Here is a 25,515-nt window from a genome sequence, read left to right as displayed (position 1 = left end):
CCGGGTACAGCCGCTGCCCGCAAGCCTTGCCCGGCGATAAAGCCTGTCTCGTTCCGTCGTATGAACGGCGACGCAACGCCATAAGCCATTCGAGCTAGGCTGGTGGCCTTTCGTTCATGGAAAGTCCGGCACGCGTTCCTAGCTACGTTAGTGGTCACTAAAGGCGTTTCACCGGCCTCGTGCTGTTCATGGGTTCAAACCGTGAACAAAATCTGGCATGGTGCCCATCATGCCCATCATTTCGCCGATTCCCCTCAACCCTTTGATCGATGGCCGCCAGTCGGAGCGGGCCATGCTGGTGCGGCGTGGGGTGCAGCGGCTGTTGATGGACATGGGCGCGCATGTGCTGCCTGAACTGTCCTTGGCCACCGGCCGCCGCGCCGACCTTGTGGCGCTCACCCGCCAGGGCGACATCTGGATCATCGAGATCAAATCCTCGATCGAGGATTTCCGGGTCGACCGCAAATGGCCCGACTACCGGCTACATTCCGACCGCTTCTTCTTCGCCACCCATCCCGGCGTGCCCGGGGAGATCTTTCCCGAGGAATGCGGCTTCATCCTCTCCGACGGCTACGGCGCCGAGATCCTGCGCGATGCGCCCGAGCACCGCATGGTGGCGGCAACGCGCAAGGCGCTGATGCTGAGGATTGCGCGGGCTGGTGCGGCACGGCTGCTGGCGGCGGAACTCGCCGGCGTGGCGGTGCCAGCACTCGAGGGCGAGAGCGAATAGCAGTGCGTCGCGCAGGCGACAGGCCTGGCGCGTCGCCGGCTGGCGACGGAGTCAGATCGGAGCTTTGCGCCGGCCCGCCCCATCGCCTGAGAAGGTTTTTTGACCTCGCACCGATGATTTCCGCCTGCCTGCGCTGTCCTGATCAACAGGCACGCTCGGATGGTCCGGCGGCCGGAAAGAGAGGTGATCCATGGGATCGTTAGAAGCTCAGAATGTCGTCGTCATCGGAGGCAGCCGAGGTGTCGGCCGCTCGATCGTGGAAGCAGCACTCGGCGAAGGGGCGACCGTACTTGCCGTTGCCCGCAGCGCGGCCGACCTCAACAAACTCTCCTGGGAGGCATCAGGCGTGAAGACGCTTTCGGTCGACGCGACGGAGGAGACCGCGCCCGACGCGGTTTTCGACGCGCTGGCGCCGGATGTGCTGGTGATCTCAGCCGGCGCTCTCGCGCCGTCCGCCCCCATCCAGGAGCAGAGCTGGGAGGTCTTCTCGGCCAACTGGGACATGGACGTCAAGGCGTCGTTCCTGTTCTGCAAGGCAGCGCTCCAGGGCCGGCTCAAGCCGGGGAGCCGGGTGGTGCTGATCTCCAGTGGTGCTGCCTTTAGCGGTGGGCCGCCGAATTCAGGCGGCTATTCCGGCGCAAAACGCATGCAGATGTTCCTGGCCGGTCACAGCCAGAAGGAAGCGGACCGGCTCGGCCTCGGCCTGCGCTTCATGGCACTTGCGCCGGCGCGCATCATGCCGGGCACCGGCGTTGGTGACCGCGGTATCGACGGCATTTCGGCCTATATGGGCATCCGACCGAAGGACTTCCTGGCGAGCATGACCGACATGCAGACACCGGCCGATGTCGCTCGCGCGGTGGTCGCGCTCGCCACCGGCAAACCGCAAGGCAGCTCCTTCACGGTGAGCGGCAGCGGACTTGCGGCGGCGGCATGAGGCGCGCAGGATGTCAGCCGACTTCAGCACCGCAGGCTCCGTATGACAGACGCTTCTGGCCCTGTTGAGCCCTTGGGCCGGCCAGGCCAGCCGATCCTCGATCGGCTGGCCTTCGAGCGCCTGACAGTGGTCCATCGCCGCGAACTCAAGCTGCATTGCTATCGGATGATGGGTTCACTGCACGAGGCGGACGACCTTGTCCAGGACACCTTCCTCAAGGCCTGGCGCGCAAGGTCGCAATTCGAAGGCCGGGGCTCGCTTCGTGGCTGGCTCTACGCGATCGCCACCAACAGCTGCCTCAACGCGATCAAGGCGAGGTCGAGTGTGCATCGCATTCTCCTTGAGCCCGAACGGCCGCCCTCTGACTCGAGGGCGACCGGCGGGCCCGCCGCCGAGCTCACCTGGCTGGAGCCTTATCCGGACGCGGAGCTTCCGGATCTGGTCGACGACAAACCGGGTCCGGACGCGCGCTACGAGGCCCGTGAAGCGGTGCAACTCGCTTTCGTCGCGGCGATCCAGCTTCTGCCGCCCAGGCAGCGGGCCGCCCTTTTGCTTTGCGACGTGCTTGGCTGGTCAGCGGTCGAGACGGCGCACTTGCTGGGCGGTTCGACCGCTTCTATCAACAGCGCCCTGCAGCGGGCCCGCGCAACGCTTGGCCAGAGCTATCCTCGGGGGCGTCCCCTGCAGCGATCGCAACCCAGCCCGCAAGAGGGGCTGCTGCTCGAGCGCTACATGCAGGCCTGGCAAGCGGACAACCTCGACGGCCTCGTCGACCTGCTGCACGAAGACGCCACCTACCACATGCCGCCATGGCGGGAATGGTACCGAGGGCGAAAGGCGATCCGGGCTTTTTTCGGGACCGTCTGGGGCAATTTTGCCGGCTATCGCGCGGTGGCCACCGGGGCCAATGGCCAGCCCGCGGTCGCGGTCTACGCGCGCAGCCATCAGAACCTTGCGTGGCTGCCCCATTCTCTGCATGTCATCGAGCCCGCCGACGGGAAGATCGCCTCGTTAACGATCTATGTGCCGCCGCTCGGCCCCTCATTGTTTGCTGCCTTCGGTCTGCGGCCAGCCTAGCCTTCGTCCGCCCCATCGGCTTCGCCAGCCGCCGGCGCCACCAGCAGCACGGCGGCGCCAAGCAGCGCGGCGATGAGGGAGCCGGCTAGGATGCCGACCTTGACCGCATCCTGCAGCGCTACATCGCTGGCGAAGGCGAGCAGGCCGATGAACAGGCTCATGGTGAAGCCGATGCCGCACAGAAGCGAGATGCCGACCAGATGCAGCCAGCCGGCATTCGCCGGCAGGTCGGCGAAGCCCAGCCGGATGGCCAGCGCCGAGGAGCCGAAGACGCCGACCAGTTTGCCGGCGACGAGACCGGCGGCCACCCCCAGCGTCAGCGGCTCGACCAGCGCGGCCAGGCTGACGCCGGCGAGCGAGACGCCGGCATTGGCGAAGCCGAAGATCGGGATGACGATGAAGGGCACGATTTTGTGCAGGCCGTGTTCGAGCCGGTGCAGCGGCGAATGTTCTATGTCGTGGCTGATGCCGGGAGAGCGTTCGAGCGGGATGGTCAGCGCCAGCGCCACGCCGGCGAGCGTAGCGTGCACCCCCGACTTCAGCACCAGCACCCACAAGACGATGCCCAGCACGAGGTAGGGCACGAGTGTCAGCACCCGCATGCGGTTGAGCACGACGAGCACCGCAATGACCGCGAAGGCCGCGCCCAGATAGGCGAGCGACAGGCCGCTTGTATAGAACAACGCGATGATGATGACGGCGCCGAGATCGTCGATGATGGCCAAGGCGGTGAGGAAGATTTTTAGCGAGGCCGGGACGCGGTTGCCGAGCAGCGACAAGACACCAAGGGCAAAGGCGATGTCGGTGGCGGTCGGGATCGCCCACCCGGACAGGGCAGCGGTGTTGTCGCGGTTAATAGCGACATAGACCAGCGCCGGAACCACCATGCCGCCTGCCGCCGCAATGCCCGGCAGCACGCGCCGCGGCCAGGTCGAGAGCTGGCCATCCAGCATCTCGCGTTTGATCTCCAGCCCGACGAGCAGGAAGAACACCGCCATCAGCCCGTCATTGATCCAGTGCGAGACGCTGAGCGGCCCGAGATAGGCGTGGAGGGCGGCAAAATAGGTTTCGGACAGCGGCGAATTGGCGACGATCAGGGCCAGTGCCGCGGCGCCCATCAGGATGATGCCGCCGGCCGCCTCGCCGTCGAGGAATTCGCGAAAGATGGAAACCGGCCGCGCTGTGTCGTCCCGCATATCGCCTCCGTCACTTCGGAATCGCCTTGGCAGATGATGCGCAAGCCTTGGTTGCGAGGCAAGCAGCCCGCAAGTCAGCCCGTGGTTAGCGTGGCGCGCGTTTGGCCAGGATCCGCTGCAGCGTGCGGCGATGCATGTTGAGCCGGCGCGCGGTCTCCGAAACGTTGCGGTCGCACATTTCGTAGACGCGCTGGATGTGCTCCCAGCGGACGCGGTCGGCCGACATCGGATTCTCCGGCGGTGCGGCGCGTTCGCCCGATGTGCGGGTCAGCGCGGCAAAGATGTCGTCGGCGTCGGCCGGCTTCGACAGATAGTCGATGGCGCCGAGTTTTACCGCCGTCACCGCGGTGGCGATGTTGCCATAGCCGGTGAGGATGACGGCGCGGGCATCGTCGCGCTTCTCGCGGATGGCAGCAACGACATCGAGGCCATTGCCGTCGCCGAGCCGCATGTCGACCACCGCGTAGGCCGGCGGATGGGCGCGTGCTTTCGTCACTGCCTCCTCGACGCTGTCGGCCGTCTCGACCACGAAGCCCCTGGTTTCCATGGCGCGGGCAAGCCGCGTCAGGAACGGCTTGTCGTCATCGACGATCAGCAGCGAGGTGTCCTCGCCTTCAACCATTGCGCCAGTCGTTTCGTCTCCGCTCATCGCTTCCAGAATTCCTGCTGCCTTAATTTTACGCAGATACAGTTCCGCAGCACTATTGTCCAATTTTTAGCGCCTGAAACCGGGGGGATAGGGCCAATATGCAGGTTGCGGCACCGATTTCAGGCGGTGTCGAACATGCTCGAAGACGATTCGGGATTGAGGAAGACGCTGCGCGGCCACGAAATATGCACCACGGCGCCCTCGCCCAGCCCGCTCGAATTGCGGAAATCGAGCGTGGCGCCGGAGCGCTCGAGCAAGGTCTTGGCGATAAACAGCCCAAGACCCAGGCCGCCGCCGGCCTCGTTGCCCTGGCGCGTCGACATATAGGGCTCGCCGATGCGGTCGATGATCTCAGGCGGGAAGCCCGGCCCATCGTCGATGATCGAGAAGGAGACGTGTTCGTCGTCCCAACTCCAGCGGACGGTGACGGTCTTGCGGGCGAAGTCGACGGCGTTCTCGACCAGATTGCCGAGACCGTAGATGACGCCCGGGTTGCGCCGCCCGACCGGTTCGGCACCGATGCGCTCGCCCGGCCGGAGCTTGATCGAAATGCCGAAATCGCGGTGCGGCGCCGTCACCTCCTCGACCAGCGAGGTCAGCGGCAGGCGGGAGAGATGCGCCTCGCCCTCGGAGGACAGGCTGGTCAGCCGTTTCAGGATCTCGCGGCAGCGCTCGCTTTGCGAACGCAGCAGCGTCACGTCCTCGCGGTATTTCGGGTCGTCGCCAAGCACCTTCTCCATTTCCTTGGCGACAAGCGCGATGGTGGCGAGCGGCGTGCCCAGTTCATGCGCGGCGGCAGCGGCAAGGCCGTCCAGGGCGGAAAGATGCTGCTCGCGCTGCAGCACCAGTTCTGTAGCGGCGAGCGCGTTGGCGAGCAGGCGCGCCTCCTCGGCGACGCGGAAGGCGTAGATAGCGGTGAAGGCGATGGACGAGAACACCGCCATCCAGATGCCGGCGACATAGACGAACGGCATCTCCAGGGGCGCGCCTTCGTGCCAGGGCAGCGGCTGATGGAAGAAGACCAGTAAGGTGGCCGCCGTCATGACCAGCGCGCCGAGCACCGCGGTGAGGCGCAGCGGCAACGACGCCGCCGAGATGACGACCGGCACGGTCATCAGCACCGAGAACGGGTTGGTGAGGCCGCCGGTCATATAGAGCAGGCCGGCAAGTTGCAGGCTGTCGAAGGTCAGGATGACAAAGGCCGACAGCGGGGTCAGCCGATGCGCCGCCGGATAGCGAAAGGTCAGCCACAAATTCATCCAGGCCGAGCAGGCGATCAGCGCGAAGCACATGCTGACCGGCAGCGGGAATTTCAGCCCGTAAGCGACGAGAAGCACCGTCAGGCTCTGGCCGACGATGGCCAGCCAGCGCAGCCTGATCAGCGTGTTGAGGCGCAGCCGCTGGCTTTGTTGAAAGTCGGGCGCGTTGAGGATCTTGATCATGGCCAAGGATTATAGCCGGGAAAGGACAAGCGGTAGATGTTTCTATCCGGATGCATCATGTCCCGCGCGGTTTTGCTCGGCTGGTGGCGGCGGCGAGCAGCGGGTTCTCGGGCCAGACATGCCGGGGATAGCGGCCGCGCATGTCGGTGCGCACATCGGCCCAGGAGCCACGCCAGAAACCGGGCAGGTCGCGCGTCGTCTGGATCGGCCGGTGCGCGGGCGACAGCAATTCGAGCGTCAGCGGCACGCTGCCGCCCGCGATCGCCGGATGCCGGTCGAGGCCGAACAATTCCTGCACGCGGATCGCCAGCACCGGCCATTCGCCGTCATAGCGGATCGGCACGTGGCTGCCTGAGGGCGCGTCGAAATGCGTCGGCGCCAGCGCATCGATCCGGCGTTGCAATTCATGCGGCACCAGCGCCATCAGGCCGGCCGAAAGCGCACTGGAATTGATGGCGGCAAAAGACGCCGCGCCGGTGAGGAACGGCAGTAGCCAGTTGTCGAGCCGGTCGATCAATGCTGCGTCGGAAACGTCGGGCCAGGGCGCGCCGAGGCCACGGTGCAGCCAGCCGAGCCGTTGGCGCAGGGTCTCGGCCTCCTTGCCCCAGTCGAGCAGCGACAGGCCGTGCTCGCGCAAGGCTTCGAGGATCGCCTGATCCGCGTCGGCGCCCGATGGCGCCGGCAGCATGCGTTCGGAAAGGGTGATGGAGCCGAGCCGAGCCGTCTCGCGCACGCGAACGGCGCGCCGGCCGCGGTCGAAGCTCGTCTCGCGGCGGGTCTCGATCCTGTCGGCGAGTGCCGCACGGATATCGGCCTCGTCGACCGGAGCCGCCGCGCTGATGCGGGCGTTCTGGGCCTTGCCCTGCAGATCGGCGACGACCAGCCAGGTCTCGCCCGCCAGCGCATCGGCGGCGTCGAGCATGGCGCCCGAGCCGTTGGCCAGCACGAAACGGCCGCGCTCGCCGCGTGCCCTGGCGACGCGGTCCGGCCAGGCGTGGATGAGCAGGGCGCCTGCAGATGCCGGCTCATTGTTCTTCGCACCGCCGGCCTGTTTGGCCAGCCGCTCGGCAAGCTGGCGCGCTGCGACGGCGCGCGGCGATTTTTCGCTGCGAAACCGCATCAGCCGGCGCTCGAGGTCGGCGCCGTCGCCGCCAAGGCCGCGCTCGGTGAGCAGCACGGCGAGCGTCGCGGCCTCAAGGGCGTGACCGGTTCCGGCGGCTTCGGCGACCATGTGGGCGAGCCGCACCGGCAGTGCCAGCTTGCGCATCGCGGCGCCCGCCTCCGTCAGTCGCCCCTCTCCGTCGATGGCGTGCAGCGCGCGCAGCAGCGCCCTCGCCTCGTTGAGTGCTGGCGCCGGCGGCGGATCGAGGAAGGAAAGGCTCGCGGGATCGGCGACTCCGAAGGCAGCGCAATCGAGCAACAGGCCGGACAGATCCGCCTCGAGGATCTCCGGCGGCGTGAAGGCGGGGAGTGCCGCCGTCTGCTCGGCCCGCCACAGCCTGACGGCGACGCCGGCTTGCGTGCGTCCGGCGCGGCCGGCGCGCTGGTCGGCCGAGGCGCGGCTGACCCGCACTGTCTCCAGCCGGGTCAGGCCGCTGGCTGGCTCGTAGCGCGGCAGCCGCGACAGGCCGGAATCGATGACGACGCGCACGCCGTCGATGGTTATCGAGGTTTCGGCGATCGAAGTCGCCAGCACCACCTTGCGACGACCTGGAGGCGCCGGCTTGATGGCGGCATCCTGCGCCCTGTTGTCGAGCATGCCGTAGAGCGGCACGATATCGGTGTCGGCGCCCATCCGGTCGTGCAGCCGCTCGGCGGTGCGCTCGATCTCGCGCTGGCCCGGCAGGAAGGCGAGCACGCTGCCGCCCTCCTCGGCGAGTGCGGCGCGGATCGCCTTGGCCATCGCGTCCTCGATCGGCACACCGGCCGGCCGCTCGTCGTAACGGATATCGACGGGAAAGGCGCGGCCCTGGCTTTCGATCACCGGAGCGCCGGACAGCAGCCGGGCGACGCGCGCGCCGTCGAGCGTTGCCGACATCACCAGCAGGCGCAGGTCCGGCCTGAGCGCCCCCTGCACGTCGAGCGCCAGCGCCAGGCCGAAATCGCCGTCGAGCGAGCGTTCGTGGAACTCGTCGAAGAGCACCGCCGAAACACCGGGCAGTTCCGGATCGTCGAGGATCATGCGCGCGAGCACGCCTTCGGTGACGACGAGGATTTTCGTCCGGGCCGAGGTGCGGTTCTCCATGCGCATGGCATAGCCGACCGTGCCGCCCGGCTCCTCGCCGATCAGCTCGGCCATGCGGCGGGCCGCGGCGCGGGCGGCGAGCCGGCGCGGCTCGAGCAGGACGATCTTGCCCGTGCCCAGCCATGGCGCGTCGAGCAGCGCCAGCGGCACCAGCGTCGTCTTGCCGGCGCCGGGCGGCGCCACCAGCACGGCGCTGCTCTGCTTTGCCAGCGCTTCGCCGAGCGCCGGCAGCACGGCGGAGACCGGAAGCTCCGGCAGGGGGTTTTTGCTCATTGTCCTCGGGGTGTACAGCCAGTCCGCATCGCCCGCATATCAGCGACAGCGACCACCGCGCAACCGGACCATTTCCGGCCGGCTCAAAGCCGGGTCCGCGAAAACGGGTTCCAGCGCACCGTGCCCAGCCGCACCTCCTCGCGCACCATGGTCAGCAGGCCGGAACCGCCGACGACGGCGAGGCCGACCAGCGACAGGCATCGGGATACTCCCGGAAGAACAGCGCGCCGAGGATCACCGCCCAGACGATCTGCGAATAGTGCGTCGGCGCGATGCGGTTGGCGGGAGCGTATTTGACCGCAAGCAGCTGCAGAAACTGTCCGCAGGAGGTGAAGGCGCCCGATATGACAAACCATACCAGCTGCCTGGCGTCGGGCAGCGTGAACGAGGTGGCGGCAGCGCCGATGCCGTTGAAGACCAGGCCGTAGCCGATCAGCACGCCGAGCATGGTCGTGCGTTTCTCCTGCTGCGCCAGCGAGCGCATCAGGATGACGCTGGCTGCGGCCAAGAAGGCAACGCCGAAAGCCGCGAGGTGGCCGAGATGCAGTTCGCGAAACCCCGGCCGCACGACCAGCATGACGCCGGCAAAGCCGGCGACCACCGCCAGCCAGCGCCAGGGGCCGACCTTCTCCTTGAGGACGACGGTGGAAAGGATGGTGACGCAGAGCGGCGCCAGGAAGATCAGCGCGTAGGCTTCGGCCAGCGGGATGGTGGTGAAGGCATAGACGCTGAGCACGCCCGATGCGATGCCGGCCCAGGCGCGCGCCTGCACCGCCCAGGGCCGCTTGGTGCGCCAGAAGTCACGCCACCGTTCGCCGTTCGGTCGGGTGAAGAGCAGGAAACAGCCGGAAAACAGCGTCGAGAAGAAGCCGATCTCGAAGACGCTGAACTGCCCGCCCAGGCTTTTGACAACGGCGTCGTTGCACGAATAGCTTGCGTAGGCGATCAGGGCGAGCAGGATTCCGTTCGGCACGTTGTTCCATTTCCGGGGAGAGTAGAGTGAGGGTACTGGCGCTCGGCGCGCATCCGGACGACATCGAGATCTTCACGTTCGGTACGATCGCCGCCTATGCCACGCAAGGCGCAGAGCTGACTTTTGCCATAGCCACGGATGGCGCCAAAGGTGGCCGAGGCGATCCGGCAACGCTTGCCCGCGCGCGCCGCGAGGAGGCGACGGAAGCGGCAGGGCTGCTCGGTGTTGTCCCACGCTTCCTCGACTTTCCGGACGGCGCGCTCGTCGCCGACGCCGCCCTGATCGCGGCGCTGAAGGCGCTGATCGGCGAGGTGAAGCCGGATCTCGTCATCACCCATGCGCCGAACGACTATCACGGCGACCACCGCGCGCTGTCGGACGGGGTGCGCATCGCAGCGTCCTTCACCGTGCCGGTGCTGCATGCCGATACGCTTGGCGGCACCGGCTTTGCGCCGACGCATTACGTTGAGATAACAGCCCACGCCGACATCAAGGCGCGGGCGATCCGGGCGCATCGCTCGCAGGATCCCGAGCGCTTCGTCGAGCGGCGCGTGTGCAGAACGAATTTCGTGCCGGCCAGTGCAACGGCGCGCCAGGCGCGCTCGCCGAAGCGTTCCGCTTCGAACCGGTGTTCCCCTTTGCCGACATCCGCGCTTTGCTGCCGCCGGCGCCGGCGATCCGGCCGGTGACGGTCAGCGCGAAAACGGTCAAGTAAAGCCGGCTGCCGGCACGTCGGGCACCCTGACAGCCACCATCCTCCCGGAATTTTCTTAGCCAGCTCAAAGCCCTCGCAAACCATGCTGCGATGCAGCAACGAATTCGCTTGCCTTGTTTAGTAAAAACAGCATTACTAAACAAATTACTAAACATCCGCCGCGCCATCGCGCCGCCATGTTTAGGCCCCGGAGGAGGGGTTAGCGGGCTCTTGAAACCGTCATCCGGACGTGTTTCGCAAATGGGAGGAAGGCATGAAATCGACCTTGAAACTGACGTTGGGTCTGGCCTCGGCGATGCTTGCGTCGACAGCCGTCTCGAACGTCGCGCATGCGGAAGACCTGACGCTTTGCTGGGCAGCCTGGGACCCGGCCAACGCACTTGTGGAACTGTCCAAGGATTTTACCAAGGAAACCGGCATCGGCATGAAGTTCGAATTCGTGCCATGGACCAACTACGCCGACCGCTTCCTCAACGAGCTCAATTCGAAGGGCAAGCTGTGCGACCTGATCATCGGCGACAGCCAGTGGATCGGCGGCGCGGCCGAGAACGGCCACTATGTCAAGCTGAACGACTTCTTCGACAAGGAGAAGATCAGCATGGACGACTTCGTGCCGGCGACCGTGGTCGGCTATTCGGAATGGCCGAAGAATTCGCCGAACTACTGGGCGCTGCCGGCCATGGGCGACGTCGTCGGCTGGACCTACCGCAAGGACTGGTTCTCGAAGCCGGAACTGCAGAAGGAATTCAAGGAGAAGTATGGCTGGGATCTCGCCGCTCCGACGACCTTCGACCAGCTGAAGCAGATCGCCGAGTTCTTCCAGAAGCGCGAGATCGACGGCAAGACGGTGTACGGCGCCTCGATCTATACCGAGCGCGGCTCGGAAGGCATCACCATGGGCGCCATGGACGTGCTCTACAGCTTCGGCTTCAAATACGAGAACCCCGACAAGCCCTACGAAATGGACGGCTTCGTCAATTCCGAGAAATCGGTGAAAGGCCTGGAGTTCTACAAGGCGCTCTATGATTGCTGCACCCCGCCCGGCGCTTCCAACAGCTACATGGGCGAAGGCGTCGATGCCTTCAAATCCGGCCAGGTGGCGATGCACATGAACTTCGCCTTCACCTGGCCGGGCCTGCAGAAGGACGAGAATGTCGGTGGCGACAAGATCGGCTACTTCGCCAATCCCAAGGGCCCCGACGGCGACCAGTTCGCCCAGCTCGGCGGCCAGGGCATCTCGGTTGTCTCCTATTCCGACAAGCAGGAATCGGCGCTGAAATACATCAAGTGGTTCGCCAACAAGGACGTACAGGCCAAATGGTGGTCGCTTGGCGGCTTTTCCTGCCTCAACGCGGTCGTGAAAGACCCGAACTTCCCGGCCAGCCAGCCCTATGCGCAGACCTTCCTCGACTCGATGGCCATCGTGAAGGACTTCTGGGCCGAGCCGAGCTACGCGCCGCTGCTGCAGGCCTCGCAGAAGCGCTTCCACGACTATGTCGTCGCCGGTCAGGGTTCGGCCAAGGACGCGCTCGACGGCCTGGTCAAGGACTGGACGCAGGTGTTCCAGGACGACGGCAAAATGTGAACGGCTCCTCCCGAGCTCGACCCGAGCGTCCCGTGCCGCCCTTGGCACGGGACGCAGTTCAGATAAATTCCATTGTCGAGACGTAAAGTGACCGAAGCAGGACTCACCATGCTCAATCGGACTGCGGACAGCGTTGCCCGGGCCACGCCTGAGCCGTTGGCCCGCCGGGTCCGGGGCATCAGCGACAAAGGCCTCGCCTGGCTGTTCATCTCGCCGACGATCCTTCTGCTGCTCGCCATCAACATCTTCCCGTTGTTCTGGGCGATCTATCTGTCCTTCACCAACTACCGGGCCAACCGGCCGAACGAGGTGGTGAAGAATCTGGGTCTCTCCAATTACAAGCGCATCCTCGGCGACCAGGACATCTGGATCGCCATGCAGACCACGGCGCATTTCGTGTTCTGGACCATCCTTTTGCAGACGCTGATCGGCTTCACGCTGGCCTGGCTGATCGACCGCAAATTCCGCGGCCACGCCTTCTGGACGACCATCATCCTGGTGCCGATGATGCTGTCGCCGGCGGTGGTCGGCAATTTCTGGCGCTTCCTCTACGAGCCGCAGATCGGCCTGTTCGCCTATGCCATCTCGTTCGTGTCGGGCATTTCGCCAACGGATATCCAGATGCTCTCCAATGTCTCGCTGGCGCCGTGGTCGATCATCATCGTCGACACCTGGATGTGGACGCCCTACGTGATGCTGATCTGCCTCGCCGGGCTGCGCTCGATCCCCGAATACATCTATGAGGCGGCCGAGGTCGACCGCGCCTCCAACTGGCGGCAGTTCTGGTCGATCACGCTGCCGATGGCGCTGCCCTTCATCATGCTGGCGGTGCTGTTTCGCGGCATCGAGAATTTCAAGATGTTCGACATGGTCAATCTTTTGACCGGCGGCGGGCCGGGCTCGACCACGGAAGTCGCCTCTATCACGCTGAAGCGGCAGGCCTTCGAAAGCTGGCGCACCGGCTATTCCTCGGCCTTCGCCATCATCCTGTTCGTCGCGGTGTTCGGGCTGGCCAACATCTACGTCAAGGCGCTGAACAAGGTGAAGCAGAGATGAGCCTGACCACCGCCCATTCCGTCGTCGCACCTTCCGCAAACGCGAAGCTCATCGCCGGCACGATCATCGTTGCCTATGCGCTGATCTCGATTGTGCCGCTGCTGTGGATATTCGCCACCAGCTTCAAGACGCCGCCGGACTCGATCGCCTATCCGCCGAAGGTCGTGTTCCAGCCTAGCATCGAGGGCTATTGCAATTTGTTCACGACCCGCACGAGGCAGACGCCGGAATACATCAACTCGCTGGGGCCGGCGACCGGCTTCTGCGACGAGACGGTGCGCAAGCGCAACATGGTGATCGCCGGCCCGTCGAACTTCCTGCCGCGCTTCGTCAATTCGCTGATCATCGCCTTCGGCTCGACCTTCTGCGCGGTGTTCCTCGGCACGCTGTCGGCCTATGGCTTCTCGCGCTTCAAGGTGCCTTTGGCCGACGACCTTCTGTTCTTCATCCTGTCGACGCGCATGATGCCGCCGATCGCGGTCGCCATCCCGATCTACCTGATGTACCGCGAGCTTGGCCTCTCCGACACCGCGCTCGGCATGATCCTGCTCTACACGGCGGTCAACGTGTCGCTGGCGGTGTGGCTGCTGAAGGGCTTCATCGACGAGATCCCGCGTGAGTATGAGGAAGCGGCGATGATCGACGGCTATACGCGGCTGCAGGCTTTCTGGCGCACGGTTTTGCCGCAGGCGACGACCGGTATCGCGGCGACCGCCATCTTCTGCCTGATCTTCGCCTGGAACGAATATGCGTTCGCAGCACTGTTGACCTCGGGCACGGCGCAGACGGCACCACCCTTCATCCCGACCATCATCGGCGAAGGCGGCCAGGACTGGCCGGCGGTGGCGGCCGGCACGACGATCTTCCTGGTGCCGATCCTGGTCTTCACCATCCTGCTCCGCAAGCAATTGCTGCGCGGCATCACCTTCGGCGCGGTGCGCAAATGAGCATGACCCAACCGACGAAACGCAAATCGCGCTGGCCGCGCTGGGCCAGGCGCGGGCTGATGGAAAATATCGCCACGGCGATCATTGCCATCGGTTTCCTGATGCTGTTCCAGCCCTTCGCGCTGTCGCTCTACACCTATTCCTTCATCACCATGCTTTTCGGCACGGCGATGTTCATCGTCGTCTCGAAGTTCCCGGAGTAGACGATGGCCGAGATCCGCGTCCAGAACCTGAGAAAGGCCTTTGGCGATTTCGTCGCCGTGCAGGATTCCAGCTTCGTCGTCGAGGATGGCGAGTTCTTCGTCATGCTCGGACCGTCGGGCTGCGGCAAGACGACAACATTGCGCATGATCGCCGGGCTGGAGTTGCCGACAGGCGGCAACATCCTGCTCGGCGGCGAGGACGTTACCATGCGCCGGGCCCGCGAGCGCGACATCGCCTTCGTGTTCCAGCTGTTCGCGCTCTATCCGCATATGAACGTGCGCAAGAACATCGGCTTCCCGCTGCTCGCGCAAGGCATGCCGTCGGCCGAAATCCGCCAGCGGGTGGAAGAGACGGCAAAGCTGCTGCGCATCGACCATCTGCTCAACAAGTCGGTGTCCGGCCTGGCCGGTGGCGACCGCCAGCGGGTCGCGCTCGGCCGCGCGATCGTGCGGCGGCCAAAATGCTTCCTTATGGACGAGCCGCTCGGCACTTTGGACACCAAATTCCGCGATTTGATGGTCCATGAATTGCGCGAGTTGCACAACCGCATCCATGCCACCACGGTCTATGTCACGCACGACCAGATGGAAGCCATGTCGATGGCCGACAAGATCGCGGTGATGAACCATGGCGTCATCGAGCAGTTCGGCACGCCGCGCGAGATCTACGACCGTCCCGCGACCATGTTCGTTGCCGATTTCATTGGCTCGCCGCCAATGAATTTTTTGGGATTTGGCGGCGGACTGGCAAAAGGTGCGAAGGAGATCGTCGTGCAAGGCGCCAAGGTGGCGGTGCCGGAGGTGCGCGAGGATATCGCCCCCGCCGACATGGCGCTCGGCATTCGTCCCGAACACATCCGCTTCGACGATGCCTCAAAGCTGCGCGGCGCCATCTACGGCACCGAATATCTCGGCACCACGCAGATCGTCGCGGTGGAGACGGCGGACGGCATCATCAAGGCACGGGTACCGGCAGAAATCCGGCTCGCCGCCGGCGACCATGTCGGCCTTTCGCTGAACAGCGCACGGCTGTCGCTGTTCGACAAGGGGTCAGGACGCGCGGTCAGAACCGCGATCCATGACTCAGCCTCCCAGGGGAGAGCGCAGCATGGCTGACGTGCACATCAGAAATGTGAGCAAGAACTTCGGCGAGCAGGTCGCTGTCAGCGGTCTCGACCTGCATATCGCCGACGGTGAATTCGTCGTGCTGCTCGGGCCGACCGGCGCCGGTAAGACGACGACGCTGCGCCTGATCGCCGGGCTGGAACGGCCGGATGCCGGCACGATCCACATCGGTGGCCACGATGCCACCGCGCTGTCGCCGGCCGAGCGCGACACCGCCTTCGTCTTCCAGCAATATTCGCTCTATCCGCACCTGTCGGTCTACGACAACCTGGCCTTCCCGCTGCGTTCGCCGGCACGAAAGATGCCGGAAGACCAGATCCGCCGCCGTGTCGAAGACGTGGCGAAGATGGTGCGCATCCACCACAAGCTCTCCAACCGCTCGACGAAACTGTCAGGTGGCGAGATGCAGCGCGTCGCGATCGGCCGGGCGCTGGTGCGCAAGCCGGCGATCTATTTGATGGACGAGCCACTGTCGTCGCTCGACGCCAAGCTACGCGGCGATCTCCGGCTCGAGCTGAAGCGCATCCAGGCCGAGCTCGGCGCCACCATGCTCTACGTCACGCACGACCAGATCGAGGCGATGACCATGGCCGACCGCATCGGCATCCTCGCCGATGGGGTGCTGGTGCAGATCGGTACGCCGCGCACGATATATTCGGAGCCGGCAAACCTCCATGTCGCGGCACGGCTTGGCCAGCCGGCGATCAATCTGTTGCCGGCGGGGTTGCTGCCCGACGGCGGCGCCCCGGACGGAACCAAGACCATCGGCGCCCGCACCGAGCATCTTTCGATCGCCAAGGCGGCGAATGGCCATGCCGACGGCATCGTCGACTGGGTCGAGCATCTGGGCGACCAGAACCATCTGCACGTGACGGTCGGGGCCAAGAAACTGGTGACGCTGACCGACCCCGACACGCCGCTGGCGAAAGGCGACAAGGTCACGATCCGCTACCGCGCGCCGCTTTATTTCGGCGCGGACGGGCAGAGGCTGATGTGAACGATTCGAAGTGTTCTCCATCCGGAACTTTGCAACGCCGGATTTCTGATTGACTGACGCGGCACGGACGGGACGAATTCGATGAAGCACTTTTTCAACCGCAGGGACTCGATCGTCACCGAAGCGCTGGACGGTTTGCTGAGGACAATCGGCGCCGGCGACCTGGCACGGCTCGACGGCTATCCCGAGATCAAGGTCATCCTGCGCGCCGACTGGGACAAGACGAAGGTGAGCGTCGTCTCAGGCGGCGGCGCCGGCCATGAACCCTCGCATGCCGGCTTTGTCGGCAAGGGCATGCTGACGGCCGCGGTTTCGGGTGAGATCTTCGCCTCGCCGAGCGTGGAAGCCGTGCTGGCGGCCATTCGCGCCGTTACCGGCCCTGCCGGCTGCCTGCTCATCGTCAAGAACTATACCGGCGATCGCCTCAATTTCGGCCTGGCCGCCGAAAAGGCGCGCGCCGAAGGCTTTCGCGTCGAGATGGTGATCGTCGCCGACGACATCGCGCTGCCCGACATCGCCCAGCCGCGCGGTGTTGCCGGCACGCTGTTCGTGCACAAGATCGCCGGGCATCTGTCGGAGACCGGCCATGACCTGGCGGCGGTCGCGGCTGCGGCGCGCGCGGCGGCCGCCGATATCGTTTCACTCGGCATCTCGCTCTCGTCCTGCTCGATCCCCGGACAGCCGCATGAGGAAAGGCTGGGGGCCGGCGATGGCGAGCTTGGCCTCGGCATTCATGGCGAGCCGGGCCTCGAACGCATTGCCGTCCAGAGTGCCGAGAAACTGGTTGCGATCATGGTGGAACGTATCGCCGCACGGCTCGATCCGGCAGCCGACTATGCGTTGCTGATCAACAACCTCGGTTCCGTGCCGCCGCTCGAGATGGCGCTTGTCGCCAACGCCGTGCTTGCCTCGCCGTTGGCGGCGCGCGTCACGCTTACCATCGGACCGGGGTCGCTGATGACGGCGCTCAACATGAACGGTTTTTCCCTGTCGCTGATCCAGCTCGATGCGGAACGCGAGGCGGGCCTGCGGACGCCGGTGGCGCCGCACGCCTGGATGCCGGCACGAGCCGTCCGTGCGCCGGCGATCGTGCCGGTGACAAGTGCATCTGGCCGGCACGCGGCAAGAATAGCCAGCAAGGACGCGCATACCGAGCGCCTTGTCGTTGCCATCTGCGAACGGTTGATCTCGCTCGAAGCGACGTTGAACGCGCTGGACGCCAAGACGGGCGACGGTGACACCGGCTCGACGGTGGCGACCGGCGCGCGGAGCGTGCTCGACCGACTTGGCACCCTGCCGCTTGCCGACCCTGCAGCAACCCTTGGCGAGGTCGGCGATATTCTGAGCAAGTCTATGGGCGGCTCCAGCGGGGTCCTGCTGTCGATCTTCTTCACCGCCGCGGCGCAGGCGCTGGAGGGTGGCGCCAGCGTGAGCAAGGCGCTGCTTGCCGGCCTTGACCGGATGATCTTCTACGGCGGCGCCAGGCCAGGCGACCGCACCATGATCGATGCCCTGGAGCCCGCCCTGAAAGCGCTCGACACCGGCGGCCTGGAGGACGCGGCGGCGGCGGCGCAACGGGGTGCCGAGGCCACTGCCGCCATGCGCAAGGCCAAGGCCGGGCGGTCCGCCTATGTCGGCAGCCAGCTCTACGGTGTCGTCGACCCCGGCGCCTGTGCCGTGGCCGAAGTCTTCGCGGCCGCGGCCACCTTGCTTGCGGCGGCCTGACAGGAAGGCGATGCTGCACATGTCGAGCACGGGTTTCCACACTGCCGACAGAGCAGGAGCCGGGAGCATGGTGGCAATGGCGGCGTCGGATCTTTCAAGGTTGATCGCGGCAGTGGCGGATACGATCGCGGCACATGCCGACGAACTGACCGCGCTCGACCAGGCGATCGGCGACGGCGATCATGGGCTGAACATGAAGCGCGGCTTCGAGGCGGTGCGTGCCGAGGCTGACACTTTCGCGGCAAAGCCGCTGCCGGAGGCGCTGAAGGCGATCGGCACCAAGCTGGTGATGACCGTCGGCGGGGCTTCCGGCCCGCTGTTCGGCACGCTCTTCATGGCGCTGGGCAAGGAGATTTCCGCGGAAGCGGACCGTGCCGGACTGACAATCGCCTTCGGCAAGGCCATCGAAGCCGTGGCCGCGCGCGGCAAGTCGCACACCGGACAAAAAACCATGCTCGACGTACTGCAGCCCGTGCATGAGGCGCTGGCCGAGGGAAAGACGGCAACCGAGATCGTCGCCGTCGCCGACAGGGCTGCGCAGGCCACGGTGCCGATGAAGGCCTTGCGCGGGCGCGCGTCGTTCCTCGGCGAACGCTCGATCGGCCATATGGACGCCGGCGCCCGCTCGACAGCACTGCTAGTACGGGCGGTGGCCGAAACAATCGAGAGGCACGCATGAGCAATGTCGGCATCGTCATCGTATCGCATTCGCCGCTGGTCGCCGAAGGCACTGCGGACATGGTGCGCCAGATGGTCGGCGACGAAGTGCCGCTTGCATGGTGCGGCGGAAACGGCCATGGCGGGCTGGGAACCAGCGTCGAGGCGATCATGGGCGCCATCGAAAAGGCCTGGTCGGAGGCGGGTGTGGCGATCCTCGTCGATCTCGGCGGCGCCGAGACCAACTCGGAGATGGCGGTGGAGATGATCGGCGAGCCACGCGCGCAGAAGATCATCGTCTGCAACGCACCGATCGTCGAAGGCGCCGTGATGGCGGCGACCGAGGCGTCCGGCGGCGCCTCGCTCAAGGAAGTTGTGGCGACGGCGCATGAATTGTCGCCGGCGTGAACGAACGGGAATTTTGACAGCATGTCCGCATCCGCCGAAGCCACCGTCCTGATCACCCACGCGGTCGGTCTGCACGCGCGCCCTTCGGTGAAGTTCACCAAGCTCGCCAAGACGTTTGCGGCCGAGGTCGAGGTGGCGCTCGCCGCCAACGGGCCCTGGTTCGACGCCAAGAGCATCGTCAAGGTCATGGCGGCCAAGGCGCCGAAAGGCACGCTGTTGCATATCCGCGCCAAAGGGGACGGCGCCGGCGAAGCGGTCGGGGCGCTGGTCGAGCTGGTGCGGCGTGATTTCGACGAGGGCGCGGACCATGCCCGAACCGCTTAGGCTGCAAGGCATTTCGGCCTCGGCCGGCTACGCCGAGGGGCCGCTGTTCAGTCTCGACCGCGCCGCCACGCATTACACGGTCAAGGCGACCGTCGCTGATGAAAAGGCCGCGCTGGAGACCGCAATCGGCATCGCGACGGGGCGGCTTGGCGGTCTGATCGAGACCGCCGACAGCGAGGCCGCCGGCATCCTCGAATTCCAGATCGCCATGCTGGAGGACGACGCGCTGAGCAGCCCGGCTTTTGCGGCGATTGCCTCCGGTCAACCCGCCGATGCGGCATGGCTACGAGCGCTCGATGCCGAAATCGCCGGTTACGAAACATCGGATCAGGACTATTTCCGGGCGCGCGCCGCCGACCTGCGCGATATCAGGGACCAGGTGCTGCGCGCCTTGAGCGAGGACGATGAGAGCACGGCACCGGCCGGCGCCATCTTCTACGGCGAGGACCTCGCGCCGACGCGGTTTCTCGAAACCGACTGGAGTTCTGGAGGCGGCATCGCGCTGAAGGCCGGGAGTGCCGCCAGCCATGTCGCCATGCTGGCGCGCTCGCGTGGCGTGCCGATGGTGGTTGGGCTGGGCGTTGCGCCGGCTAATCCCATTGGCGTTGCCCTGCTCGATGCCGAGCATGGCGGCATCGTGCTTTCGCCGTCGCCGGCCGAGATCGAGACGTTCCGGCGTTCGTCATCGTCCTTCGCGGCACGCCGCGACAAGGCGGAAACCTATCTGGCGAAGCCGGCGGTGACGAAGGCCGGCACAAGGGTACAGGTGCAGGTCAACATCGCCGATCCGTCCGATGTCGACGGCATCGATATCGCGACCTGCGACGGCATCGGGTTGATGCGCACCGAGTTCCTGTTCGGCAAGACATTGCCGGACGAGGAGACACAGTATCGCGCCTATCGCAAGGTGCTGGAATGGGCCGGCAAGAAGCCGGTGACCATCCGCACCGTCGATGCCGGCGGCGACAAGCCGGTGCCGGGCTTCACGGTCGCGGAAGCCAATCCGTTCCTCGGCCTGCGCGGCATCAGGCTGTCGCTGGCGCGGCCCGAAGTCCTCCGCGTGCAGATCCGGGCATTGCTGCGCGCCGCCGTCCACGGCAATCTGAAGGTGATGTTTCCGATGATTGCCGTCGCTGACGAATATGCACGCGCCGCAGTCCTGTTCACCGAGGAGCAGGCCGGGCTTGCCGCGCGCGGCTTCGCGCAGAAAATGCCGCCGCTCGGCATCATGGTCGAGGTGCCGTCGGTGGCGATCGCGCCGGAGGCATTCGCCGATGTCGCCTTCTTCTCGATCGGCTCCAACGATCTGACGCAATATGTGATGGCGGCCGCGCGAGACAACACTGCCGTCGCTCATCTTAACTCGGTCCGACATCCAGCCGTTCTCCGGCTGATCGCCTCCGTCACCGCCTTCGGCGAAGAGCAAAAAATACCGGTCAGCCTGTGCGGCGATGCCGGCGGCGATCCGGCTTCGATCCCGGCGCTGCTCGAAGCCGGCCTGCGCGACCTCTCGGTGGCGCCTGCCCAACTCGCCATGGCCAAGGCGGCCATCGCGGACGCTCCGGTTTAGGCGCCGACATGGCCACGACCGTCAAGATTCCTGAACCAGGGTCGGAAGACTCGATCCGCGCCTACAAGACGATCCTGTCGCATGTCATCGACCAGCGCCCGTCCGGCATGCGCCAGCGCCTTGCCGACGCGCTCGGCAAGCATCGCAGCTTCGTCACCCAGATCTCCAGCCCGGCCTATTCGATCCCAATCCCGTCAAAACATTTGCCTTCTATCTTTTCCGTCTGCCACTTCAGCCAGGCCGAGCGTGACCAGTTTCTCACCGCCTATCACCAGGCGCATCCGGGCAAGATGTCGGTGGCGTCCGGTCTGCGCAAGACGCGGCATGTCTCGCTGATCGTTCCCGATTTCGGCGACGACAAGCAGAACGCCGCGCTCGACCGGGCAATCAACGATTTCATCCAGAAGATCACCAGCATCGCCGGCAAGGGCAGCGGCTGATCGTCTTAAGCAAAAGCGTGTCGGGAGGACACCATGAAGAAATTCCTGAATTCGGTGGACACGATGCTGACCGAAAGCCTCGATGGCTTCGTCGCCGCCCATGCCGACATCCTGGTGCTGGGCGAGGAGCACAAGTTCGTCCGCCGCAAGGTGCTGAAGCCCGGCAAGGTGGGGCTGATCTCTGGCGGCGGCTCGGGCCACGAGCCGCTGCATGGCGGGCTGGTCGGGCACGGCATGCTGGACGCCGCCTGCCCCGGCCAGGTGTTCACCTCGCCGACGCCGGACCAGATGCTGGCGGCGGCGCAGGCCGTCGACACCGGCGCCGGCTGCCTGTTCATCGTCAAGAACTACGAAGGCGACATGATGAATTTCGACATGGCGGCCGAAATGTCTGATGGCGTCATGCAGGTGGTGACCAATGACGATGTCGCGGTCGAGAACTCGTCCTACACAACAGGCCGGCGCGGGGTCGCCGGCACGCTGGTGGTCGAGAAGATCGTCGGTGCGGCAGCAGAGCAAGGCATTGGGCTGGAAGCGCTGAAGGCGCTGGGCGAGCGCGTCAATGGCGCGACGCGTTCGATGGGCGTGGCCCTGACCAGTTGCACGGTGCCGGCGGCCGGTAAGCCGACTTTCGATATCGGCGACGGCGAGATGGAATTCGGGGTCGGCATTCATGGCGAGCCCGGCAGGCGGCGCGATGCCTTGAAGAGCGCCGATGCCATTGCCGAGGAGATTTGTACCGCGATTTTGGGCGATCTCGGCGACCAGGCTAAAGGCCCGGCACTGCTGTTCGTCAACGGCTTCGGCGGTACGCCGCTGATGGAGCTCTATCTGATGTACAACAGCGCCCGGGCGATTTTCGAGAAGCACGGGGTGACTGTGACCCGCTCGCTGGTCGGGTCCTATGTGACGTCGCTCGACATGGCCGGCTGCTCGATCACGCTGACCATGCTCGACGACGAGATGACCGCGTTGTGGGACGCGCCCGTGCATACGGCTGCGCTGCGCTGGGGAATGTAGCGGCGCTGGCTTCGCTAGGGCTTTTCTGCGACCATTGCGCCGAACTGACTGCGAATTCGCCAAGCTGCCCGGTTGATGCTCCCATCCCTTTCGCCCGCCGATGAAAAACTGCTGCTGACTTTCGCCGATCCCGAGGCACCTGCGGCCTGGGACCGAGGCGTCGCGGCCACTACCCTTTTGGCCCTGTTCGCCAATGCCGAATTCCACGGCGTGCTGCCGATCATGCTGCGCAAGCTGAGGGAAGGCGGCGACGCACATCTGCCTCGGGATGCCGGCTTGCAGGAGACGCTATCCGATCTGCGCCAGAAGTCGACGTTGGTCACGGGACAGTCGATGCTGCTGCAGTACCATGGCGACCGCATCATGAAGGCGCTTGCCGCGGACAAGATCCCGGCGCGGATCGTCAAGGGTCCGGTCTTTGCGCGAAAGCTGTACCGGCACGTCGCCGACCGCCCCTTTACCGATATCGACATCCTGGTCGAGCCGGCCCGTCTCAACGACGCCAACGGGGTGATCGCGGCGTCTGGTTTCCGGCTCTGCAGCGGCGAAGTCCAGTCGCAAGATCTGCAGGAGTTCAAATGGCTGGAGAAGGAGAATTCGAGCCTGCTGATCGAGCTGCATGGAAATCTGGTGCATGATTCCGGCATGCGGCGGCGGCTGTCGCTGGGATTCAAGGAATTGCGCGCGATTGACGGCGACGAGGCCGACACGCCGGCCGCCCTGCTCACAATCGCCATCGTCCACGCTTCGGGCGGGCACAAATTCCACCGGCTGCAGCTTTGCGTGGATGTCCTGCAAGGCGTGCGGGCGCTGCAAACGCCAGATGAGGAAGCGCGCCTGCTGGAGGCGGCGCGCATGACCGGGATCGAGCTTGAACTGGCGACCGTCCTCGATGTGACCGGCCGGCTGTTCGACGCGCCCCGCGCGCTCGAACTCGCCAGCCGGATCAGGCCCGATCTCGGCATCCGGCTCGCCAGATGGCTGATCACCCGGGATACGCTGCTCGGCGTCAACTCCAGGGACAGGATGCGTTCGCGCCTGCGGCGCGATGCTTTCCGCTGGGTCCAGAGATTGGCCAAGCCAAGGCCATATCGCACCTGACCCGAGCAGGCCGATCCGGCCGTCAGCCGGCTAACGCCGAGCGGATCAAGGACGCCGCGTCGGCTGGCTGTGCGCCCACCTCCAGGGCAAAGGTCGGAACTGTCGAGACCAGCCTGGCGATCGTCGCCAGCCGGCGCTTCTGCAGCGGCAGCAGGCCGGTCATGCCGGTCCTGACATTGTCGGCGGCCAGCGCCACCATGGCGTCGGTCCTGGCCATGGCCTCGAGCCGGCTCTGGCCATCGGCCGAGCGCGCGAGATGGAGGAGTGCGGCGACCGGCCGGGCACCGGGGCCCTCGACGCGGATGATCTTGCCGAGGTGCTCCAGCGAAACGGCCTGTTCGCCATTGCGGTCCCAGGAGAGACCGAGGCAGGGTGAGACGAGCGGGACCAGCTCGGCCGTCTTGCGGTGGATCTTCACATGGCGCGGCAGGCCCCAGGCGACGGCCTTGTCCGACGCCACATTCAGGATCATGGCATCGTCGGAGCAGAGGCCGAAGCCTTGCGACGCCAGGGCGAGCGACGTGGTCGTCTTGCCTGTGCCGCTGGGCGCATGGATGAGAACCAGGGCATCGCTGTCAGGCAGCGTCAGGCCGGCCGTGTGCAGCATATGCTGGCCGCCGGCATCAAGCGCGGCATCGAGCACCAGCATCCACAGCGTCCAGGCAATCTTGGCATCCGGGCGGACGCGGATTTCGGCCCGACGCTCGCCGGCATGGATCGAGACAGTCTGGCGGCCGGGGAAGATCAGATGGACGATGTCGCCGCCGTCGACCATGCGGCAGTGGCCGTCCTCGGGCACCTCGCCGTCGAAGGCGAGTGTCCCGGCCAGCGTCTCGGGCAGTGAAAGTGTCTCGAGGACGTTGACGCGAAAACCCGGCTCGACCGGGCCGGTGGCGCGCAAGGTGCCGAGCATGCGGTCCAACTCCCGCCACAGCTCGGCGCGTTCGGCCGAGACGCCGATGACCTGTCCGTCAAGGGCATAGCAGGCATCTGCGGTCGGGCCGCTCAAGCGGTTTTGCCCTCGGCGTGGTGACGATAGATCTCCACCATGCCGGGCAGGCTGTCGCTGACTACCGGACGGTCGTCGAGGCAGACCCAGCAATGCGCCGACATGCGCGGCGCATGCATCGACTTCGGGTCGACGCCGAAGCGCAGATCCGGGTCGAAGCCGGCAAGGCGCAGGAAGCGATGGGCAAGCAGGCCTTCCCGCAGACACCTGCGGTCGCGCATCAGCCAGGGATGCCTGACCGTCCGGTTGACGCTGGCGACGATGTAGGCGGAGGGCAGGCCGAGATAGGGGGTCGGCGCGCTGAGCGGCGCCCATTTCAGCACGGTCTCGAAATCGCGCTGGCCGATCAGCATCGGCATCAACCGCGCGCTGGCCCATAGATGGGCGCGAAACAGCGCGCGCAAGAACGGGCCGTCAGCCATCACGCCCCCGGATCGGCGAGGATACCTTCCGTCACCAGTTCGGCGGCCAGGGCCGCCATGTCCTGATCGAGCATATCCCTGTCGACCTCGAACTCGTCAGACAGCAGATCGACGATCTGGTCTAGGCTGCGCGCGCCGTCGACCTTGTCCAGAAAGGCTTCGGTGGTGCCGTTGCAGGTATAGAGTTGGCCGCTGCGCGCCAGAAGTACGACGGCGCCGTCGCCGACATGCTGCACCGAGGCGTCGTCCGCCAGCCGCAGAACCATTTCAGAAGCGATTTCGACCATGGGCCCTCCCCAGACCATGTACGTTAGCTGGAGAGCAATTAGCGCGGCAGCGCGGTGCTGTCTATCGTCGGGCCGCTTCTATCGCTGAAGCGGCTTTTTGCGTCGGCTACCTGCTGACAACCGTAGCCGCCACGTTCGACAGTTTCTCGCGCTTGCTCAACACAGGCTTTTCGTAAGTTTTCTTCATTGGAACCCCCGAATTCATCGATGATCTTAAGTGCCGATCAGTGGCGGGCCTTGTCAAGCCGGCGAAGCGATACGGGCAGAGAGTTGATTTTGTTCCCCAAGGTAAGCTAAAAAGCCGCCGGGGATTAGGGAGTTAGTATGCGTTACAATTGGGAACGGGCTCCGACAACGTTCGAACGTCATCGGAAGGCGCTGGCGGCGGCGATATTAATAGCC

Annotated in this window: 24 protein-coding genes and 2 pseudogenes; 18 read left to right on the top strand and 8 right to left on the bottom strand. The window is 65.5% G+C overall.

The features are described 5' to 3' along the window. Positions 1-229 precede the first annotated feature (229 nt). From AC04SI_RS01440 to AC04SI_RS01430, 3 genes are all read left to right on the top strand, one after another. Complete coding sequence (locus AC04SI_RS01440; RefSeq protein ID WP_404275076.1) at positions 230-730, top strand: MmcB family DNA repair protein; 501 nt, start codon at positions 230-232, stop codon at positions 728-730. 190 nt (positions 731-920) lie between these two features. Beyond that, on the top strand, positions 921-1,667 hold the full coding sequence (locus AC04SI_RS01435; protein ID WP_404275074.1) for an SDR family NAD(P)-dependent oxidoreductase: 747 nt from the start codon (positions 921-923) through the stop codon (positions 1,665-1,667). 42 nt (positions 1,668-1,709) lie between these two features. After that, positions 1,710-2,744, top strand: a complete 1,035-nt coding sequence (locus AC04SI_RS01430; protein ID WP_404275073.1) for an RNA polymerase subunit sigma-70 — start codon at positions 1,710-1,712, stop codon at positions 2,742-2,744. On the opposite strand, the gene nhaA is transcribed toward AC04SI_RS01430, so the two are convergent. The 5 genes and pseudogenes from nhaA to AC04SI_RS01405 all read right to left on the bottom strand — a co-directional run bounded on the left by nhaA (position 2,741) and on the right by AC04SI_RS01405 (position 9,522). After that, complete coding sequence (nhaA, locus tag AC04SI_RS01425; RefSeq protein WP_404275071.1) at positions 2,741-3,940, bottom strand: Na+/H+ antiporter NhaA; 1,200 nt, start codon at positions 3,938-3,940, stop codon at positions 2,741-2,743. The genes AC04SI_RS01430 and nhaA overlap by 4 nt on opposite strands. Positions 3,941-4,025: 85 nt before the next feature. Further along, the gene (locus AC04SI_RS01420; RefSeq protein ID WP_040584356.1) at positions 4,026-4,589 is read right to left on the bottom strand and encodes an ActR/PrrA/RegA family redox response regulator transcription factor; all 564 of its coding nucleotides are present in this window, start codon (positions 4,587-4,589) and stop codon (positions 4,026-4,028) included. A gap of 119 nt (positions 4,590-4,708) precedes the next feature. Further along, positions 4,709-6,031, bottom strand: coding sequence for an ActS/PrrB/RegB family redox-sensitive histidine kinase (locus AC04SI_RS01415; protein WP_404275366.1), 1,323 nt, complete (start codon positions 6,029-6,031; stop codon positions 4,709-4,711). 55 nt (positions 6,032-6,086) lie between these two features. Next, on the bottom strand, positions 6,087-8,549 hold the full coding sequence (gene hrpB, locus AC04SI_RS01410) for an ATP-dependent helicase HrpB (protein WP_488473822.1): 2,463 nt from the start codon (positions 8,547-8,549) through the stop codon (positions 6,087-6,089). Positions 8,550-8,632: 83 nt separating this feature from the next. Then, positions 8,633-9,522 (bottom strand): annotated as a pseudogene (locus tag AC04SI_RS01405) (DMT family transporter). A gap of 26 nt (positions 9,523-9,548) precedes the next feature. Here AC04SI_RS01405 and AC04SI_RS01400 point away from each other — a divergent pair. The 15 genes and pseudogenes from AC04SI_RS01400 (at position 9,549) to AC04SI_RS01330 (ending at position 23,395) form a co-directional block, all read left to right on the top strand. Beyond that, a pseudogene (locus tag AC04SI_RS01400) lies at positions 9,549-10,237 on the top strand (PIG-L deacetylase family protein). A 253-nt stretch (positions 10,238-10,490) separates the two neighbouring features. Beyond that, positions 10,491-11,822 carry an ABC transporter substrate-binding protein gene (locus AC04SI_RS01395; protein ID WP_404275066.1) on the top strand — a complete coding sequence of 444 codons (1,332 nt, stop codon included), beginning with the start codon at positions 10,491-10,493 and terminating at the stop codon, positions 11,820-11,822. A gap of 108 nt (positions 11,823-11,930) precedes the next feature. Further along, complete coding sequence (locus AC04SI_RS01390; protein WP_404275365.1) at positions 11,931-12,878, top strand: carbohydrate ABC transporter permease; 948 nt, start codon at positions 11,931-11,933, stop codon at positions 12,876-12,878. Further along, positions 12,875-13,825, top strand: coding sequence for a carbohydrate ABC transporter permease (locus AC04SI_RS01385; RefSeq protein ID WP_120012003.1), 951 nt, complete (start codon positions 12,875-12,877; stop codon positions 13,823-13,825). The genes AC04SI_RS01390 and AC04SI_RS01385 overlap by 4 nt, the downstream gene beginning before the upstream one ends. After that, positions 13,822-14,028, top strand: a complete 207-nt coding sequence (locus AC04SI_RS01380; protein ID WP_404275064.1) for a hypothetical protein — start codon at positions 13,822-13,824, stop codon at positions 14,026-14,028. Before AC04SI_RS01385 ends, AC04SI_RS01380 begins: the two co-directional genes overlap by 4 nt. A gap of 3 nt (positions 14,029-14,031) precedes the next feature. Continuing rightward, positions 14,032-15,144: an ABC transporter ATP-binding protein gene (locus AC04SI_RS01375; RefSeq protein WP_488473821.1), complete on the top strand. Its 1,113-nt coding sequence runs from the start codon at positions 14,032-14,034 to the stop codon at positions 15,142-15,144. Next, positions 15,137-16,150: an ABC transporter ATP-binding protein gene (locus AC04SI_RS01370; protein WP_404275061.1), complete on the top strand. Its 1,014-nt coding sequence runs from the start codon at positions 15,137-15,139 to the stop codon at positions 16,148-16,150. Before AC04SI_RS01375 ends, AC04SI_RS01370 begins: the two co-directional genes overlap by 8 nt. Positions 16,151-16,231: 81 nt before the next feature. Then, positions 16,232-17,875, top strand: a complete 1,644-nt coding sequence (locus AC04SI_RS01365) for a dihydroxyacetone kinase subunit DhaK (RefSeq protein ID WP_488473820.1) — start codon at positions 16,232-16,234, stop codon at positions 17,873-17,875. Positions 17,876-17,951: 76 nt separating this feature from the next. Next, positions 17,952-18,554, top strand: coding sequence for a dihydroxyacetone kinase subunit DhaL (dhaL, locus tag AC04SI_RS01360; RefSeq protein WP_488473891.1), 603 nt, complete (start codon positions 17,952-17,954; stop codon positions 18,552-18,554). Continuing rightward, entirely contained in the window at positions 18,551-18,940 is a 390-nt protein-coding gene (gene dhaM / locus AC04SI_RS01355; RefSeq protein ID WP_404275057.1) for a dihydroxyacetone kinase phosphoryl donor subunit DhaM, read from the top strand. Before dhaL ends, dhaM begins: the two co-directional genes overlap by 4 nt. A 21-nt stretch (positions 18,941-18,961) precedes the next feature. Next, positions 18,962-19,264 (top strand): HPr family phosphocarrier protein, encoded by a 303-nt coding sequence (locus AC04SI_RS01350; RefSeq protein ID WP_006206913.1) that lies wholly within the window; start codon positions 18,962-18,964, stop codon positions 19,262-19,264. Further along, positions 19,248-20,834, top strand: coding sequence for a phosphoenolpyruvate--protein phosphotransferase (gene ptsP / locus AC04SI_RS01345; protein WP_488473819.1), 1,587 nt, complete (start codon positions 19,248-19,250; stop codon positions 20,832-20,834). The genes AC04SI_RS01350 and ptsP overlap by 17 nt, the downstream gene beginning before the upstream one ends. Before the next feature lie 8 nt (positions 20,835-20,842). Next, positions 20,843-21,274: a hypothetical protein gene (locus tag AC04SI_RS01340; RefSeq protein ID WP_404275053.1), complete on the top strand. Its 432-nt coding sequence runs from the start codon at positions 20,843-20,845 to the stop codon at positions 21,272-21,274. 33 nt (positions 21,275-21,307) lie between these two features. Beyond that, positions 21,308-22,294 carry a dihydroxyacetone kinase subunit DhaK gene (gene dhaK, locus AC04SI_RS01335; protein ID WP_404275051.1) on the top strand — a complete coding sequence of 329 codons (987 nt, stop codon included), beginning with the start codon at positions 21,308-21,310 and terminating at the stop codon, positions 22,292-22,294. 75 nt (positions 22,295-22,369) lie between these two features. Further along, entirely contained in the window at positions 22,370-23,395 is a 1,026-nt protein-coding gene (locus AC04SI_RS01330) for a nucleotidyltransferase family protein (protein ID WP_404275049.1), read from the top strand. 22 nt (positions 23,396-23,417) lie between these two features. Here AC04SI_RS01330 and AC04SI_RS01325 read toward each other — a convergent pair whose 3' ends face one another. Genes AC04SI_RS01325 through AC04SI_RS01315 form a run of 3 tightly spaced genes read right to left on the bottom strand, consistent with a single transcriptional unit; the run spans position 23,418 to position 25,113 of the window. Beyond that, positions 23,418-24,404: a phosphoenolpyruvate carboxykinase (ATP) gene (locus AC04SI_RS01325; RefSeq protein ID WP_404275048.1), complete on the bottom strand. Its 987-nt coding sequence runs from the start codon at positions 24,402-24,404 to the stop codon at positions 23,418-23,420. Beyond that, positions 24,401-24,826 carry a lasso peptide biosynthesis B2 protein gene (locus AC04SI_RS01320; protein ID WP_404275046.1) on the bottom strand — a complete coding sequence of 142 codons (426 nt, stop codon included), beginning with the start codon at positions 24,824-24,826 and terminating at the stop codon, positions 24,401-24,403. The genes AC04SI_RS01325 and AC04SI_RS01320 overlap by 4 nt, the downstream gene beginning before the upstream one ends. Next, positions 24,826-25,113: a PqqD family protein gene (locus tag AC04SI_RS01315; RefSeq protein WP_404275045.1), complete on the bottom strand. Its 288-nt coding sequence runs from the start codon at positions 25,111-25,113 to the stop codon at positions 24,826-24,828. Before AC04SI_RS01315 ends, AC04SI_RS01320 begins: the two co-directional genes overlap by 1 nt. Positions 25,114-25,515 lie beyond the last annotated feature (402 nt).

Source organism: Mesorhizobium sp. CNPSo 4689, from assembly GCF_057784325.1.
Note: the sequence above shows the minus strand (reverse complement) of the source record. Positions and strands in the feature narration are given on the sequence as shown.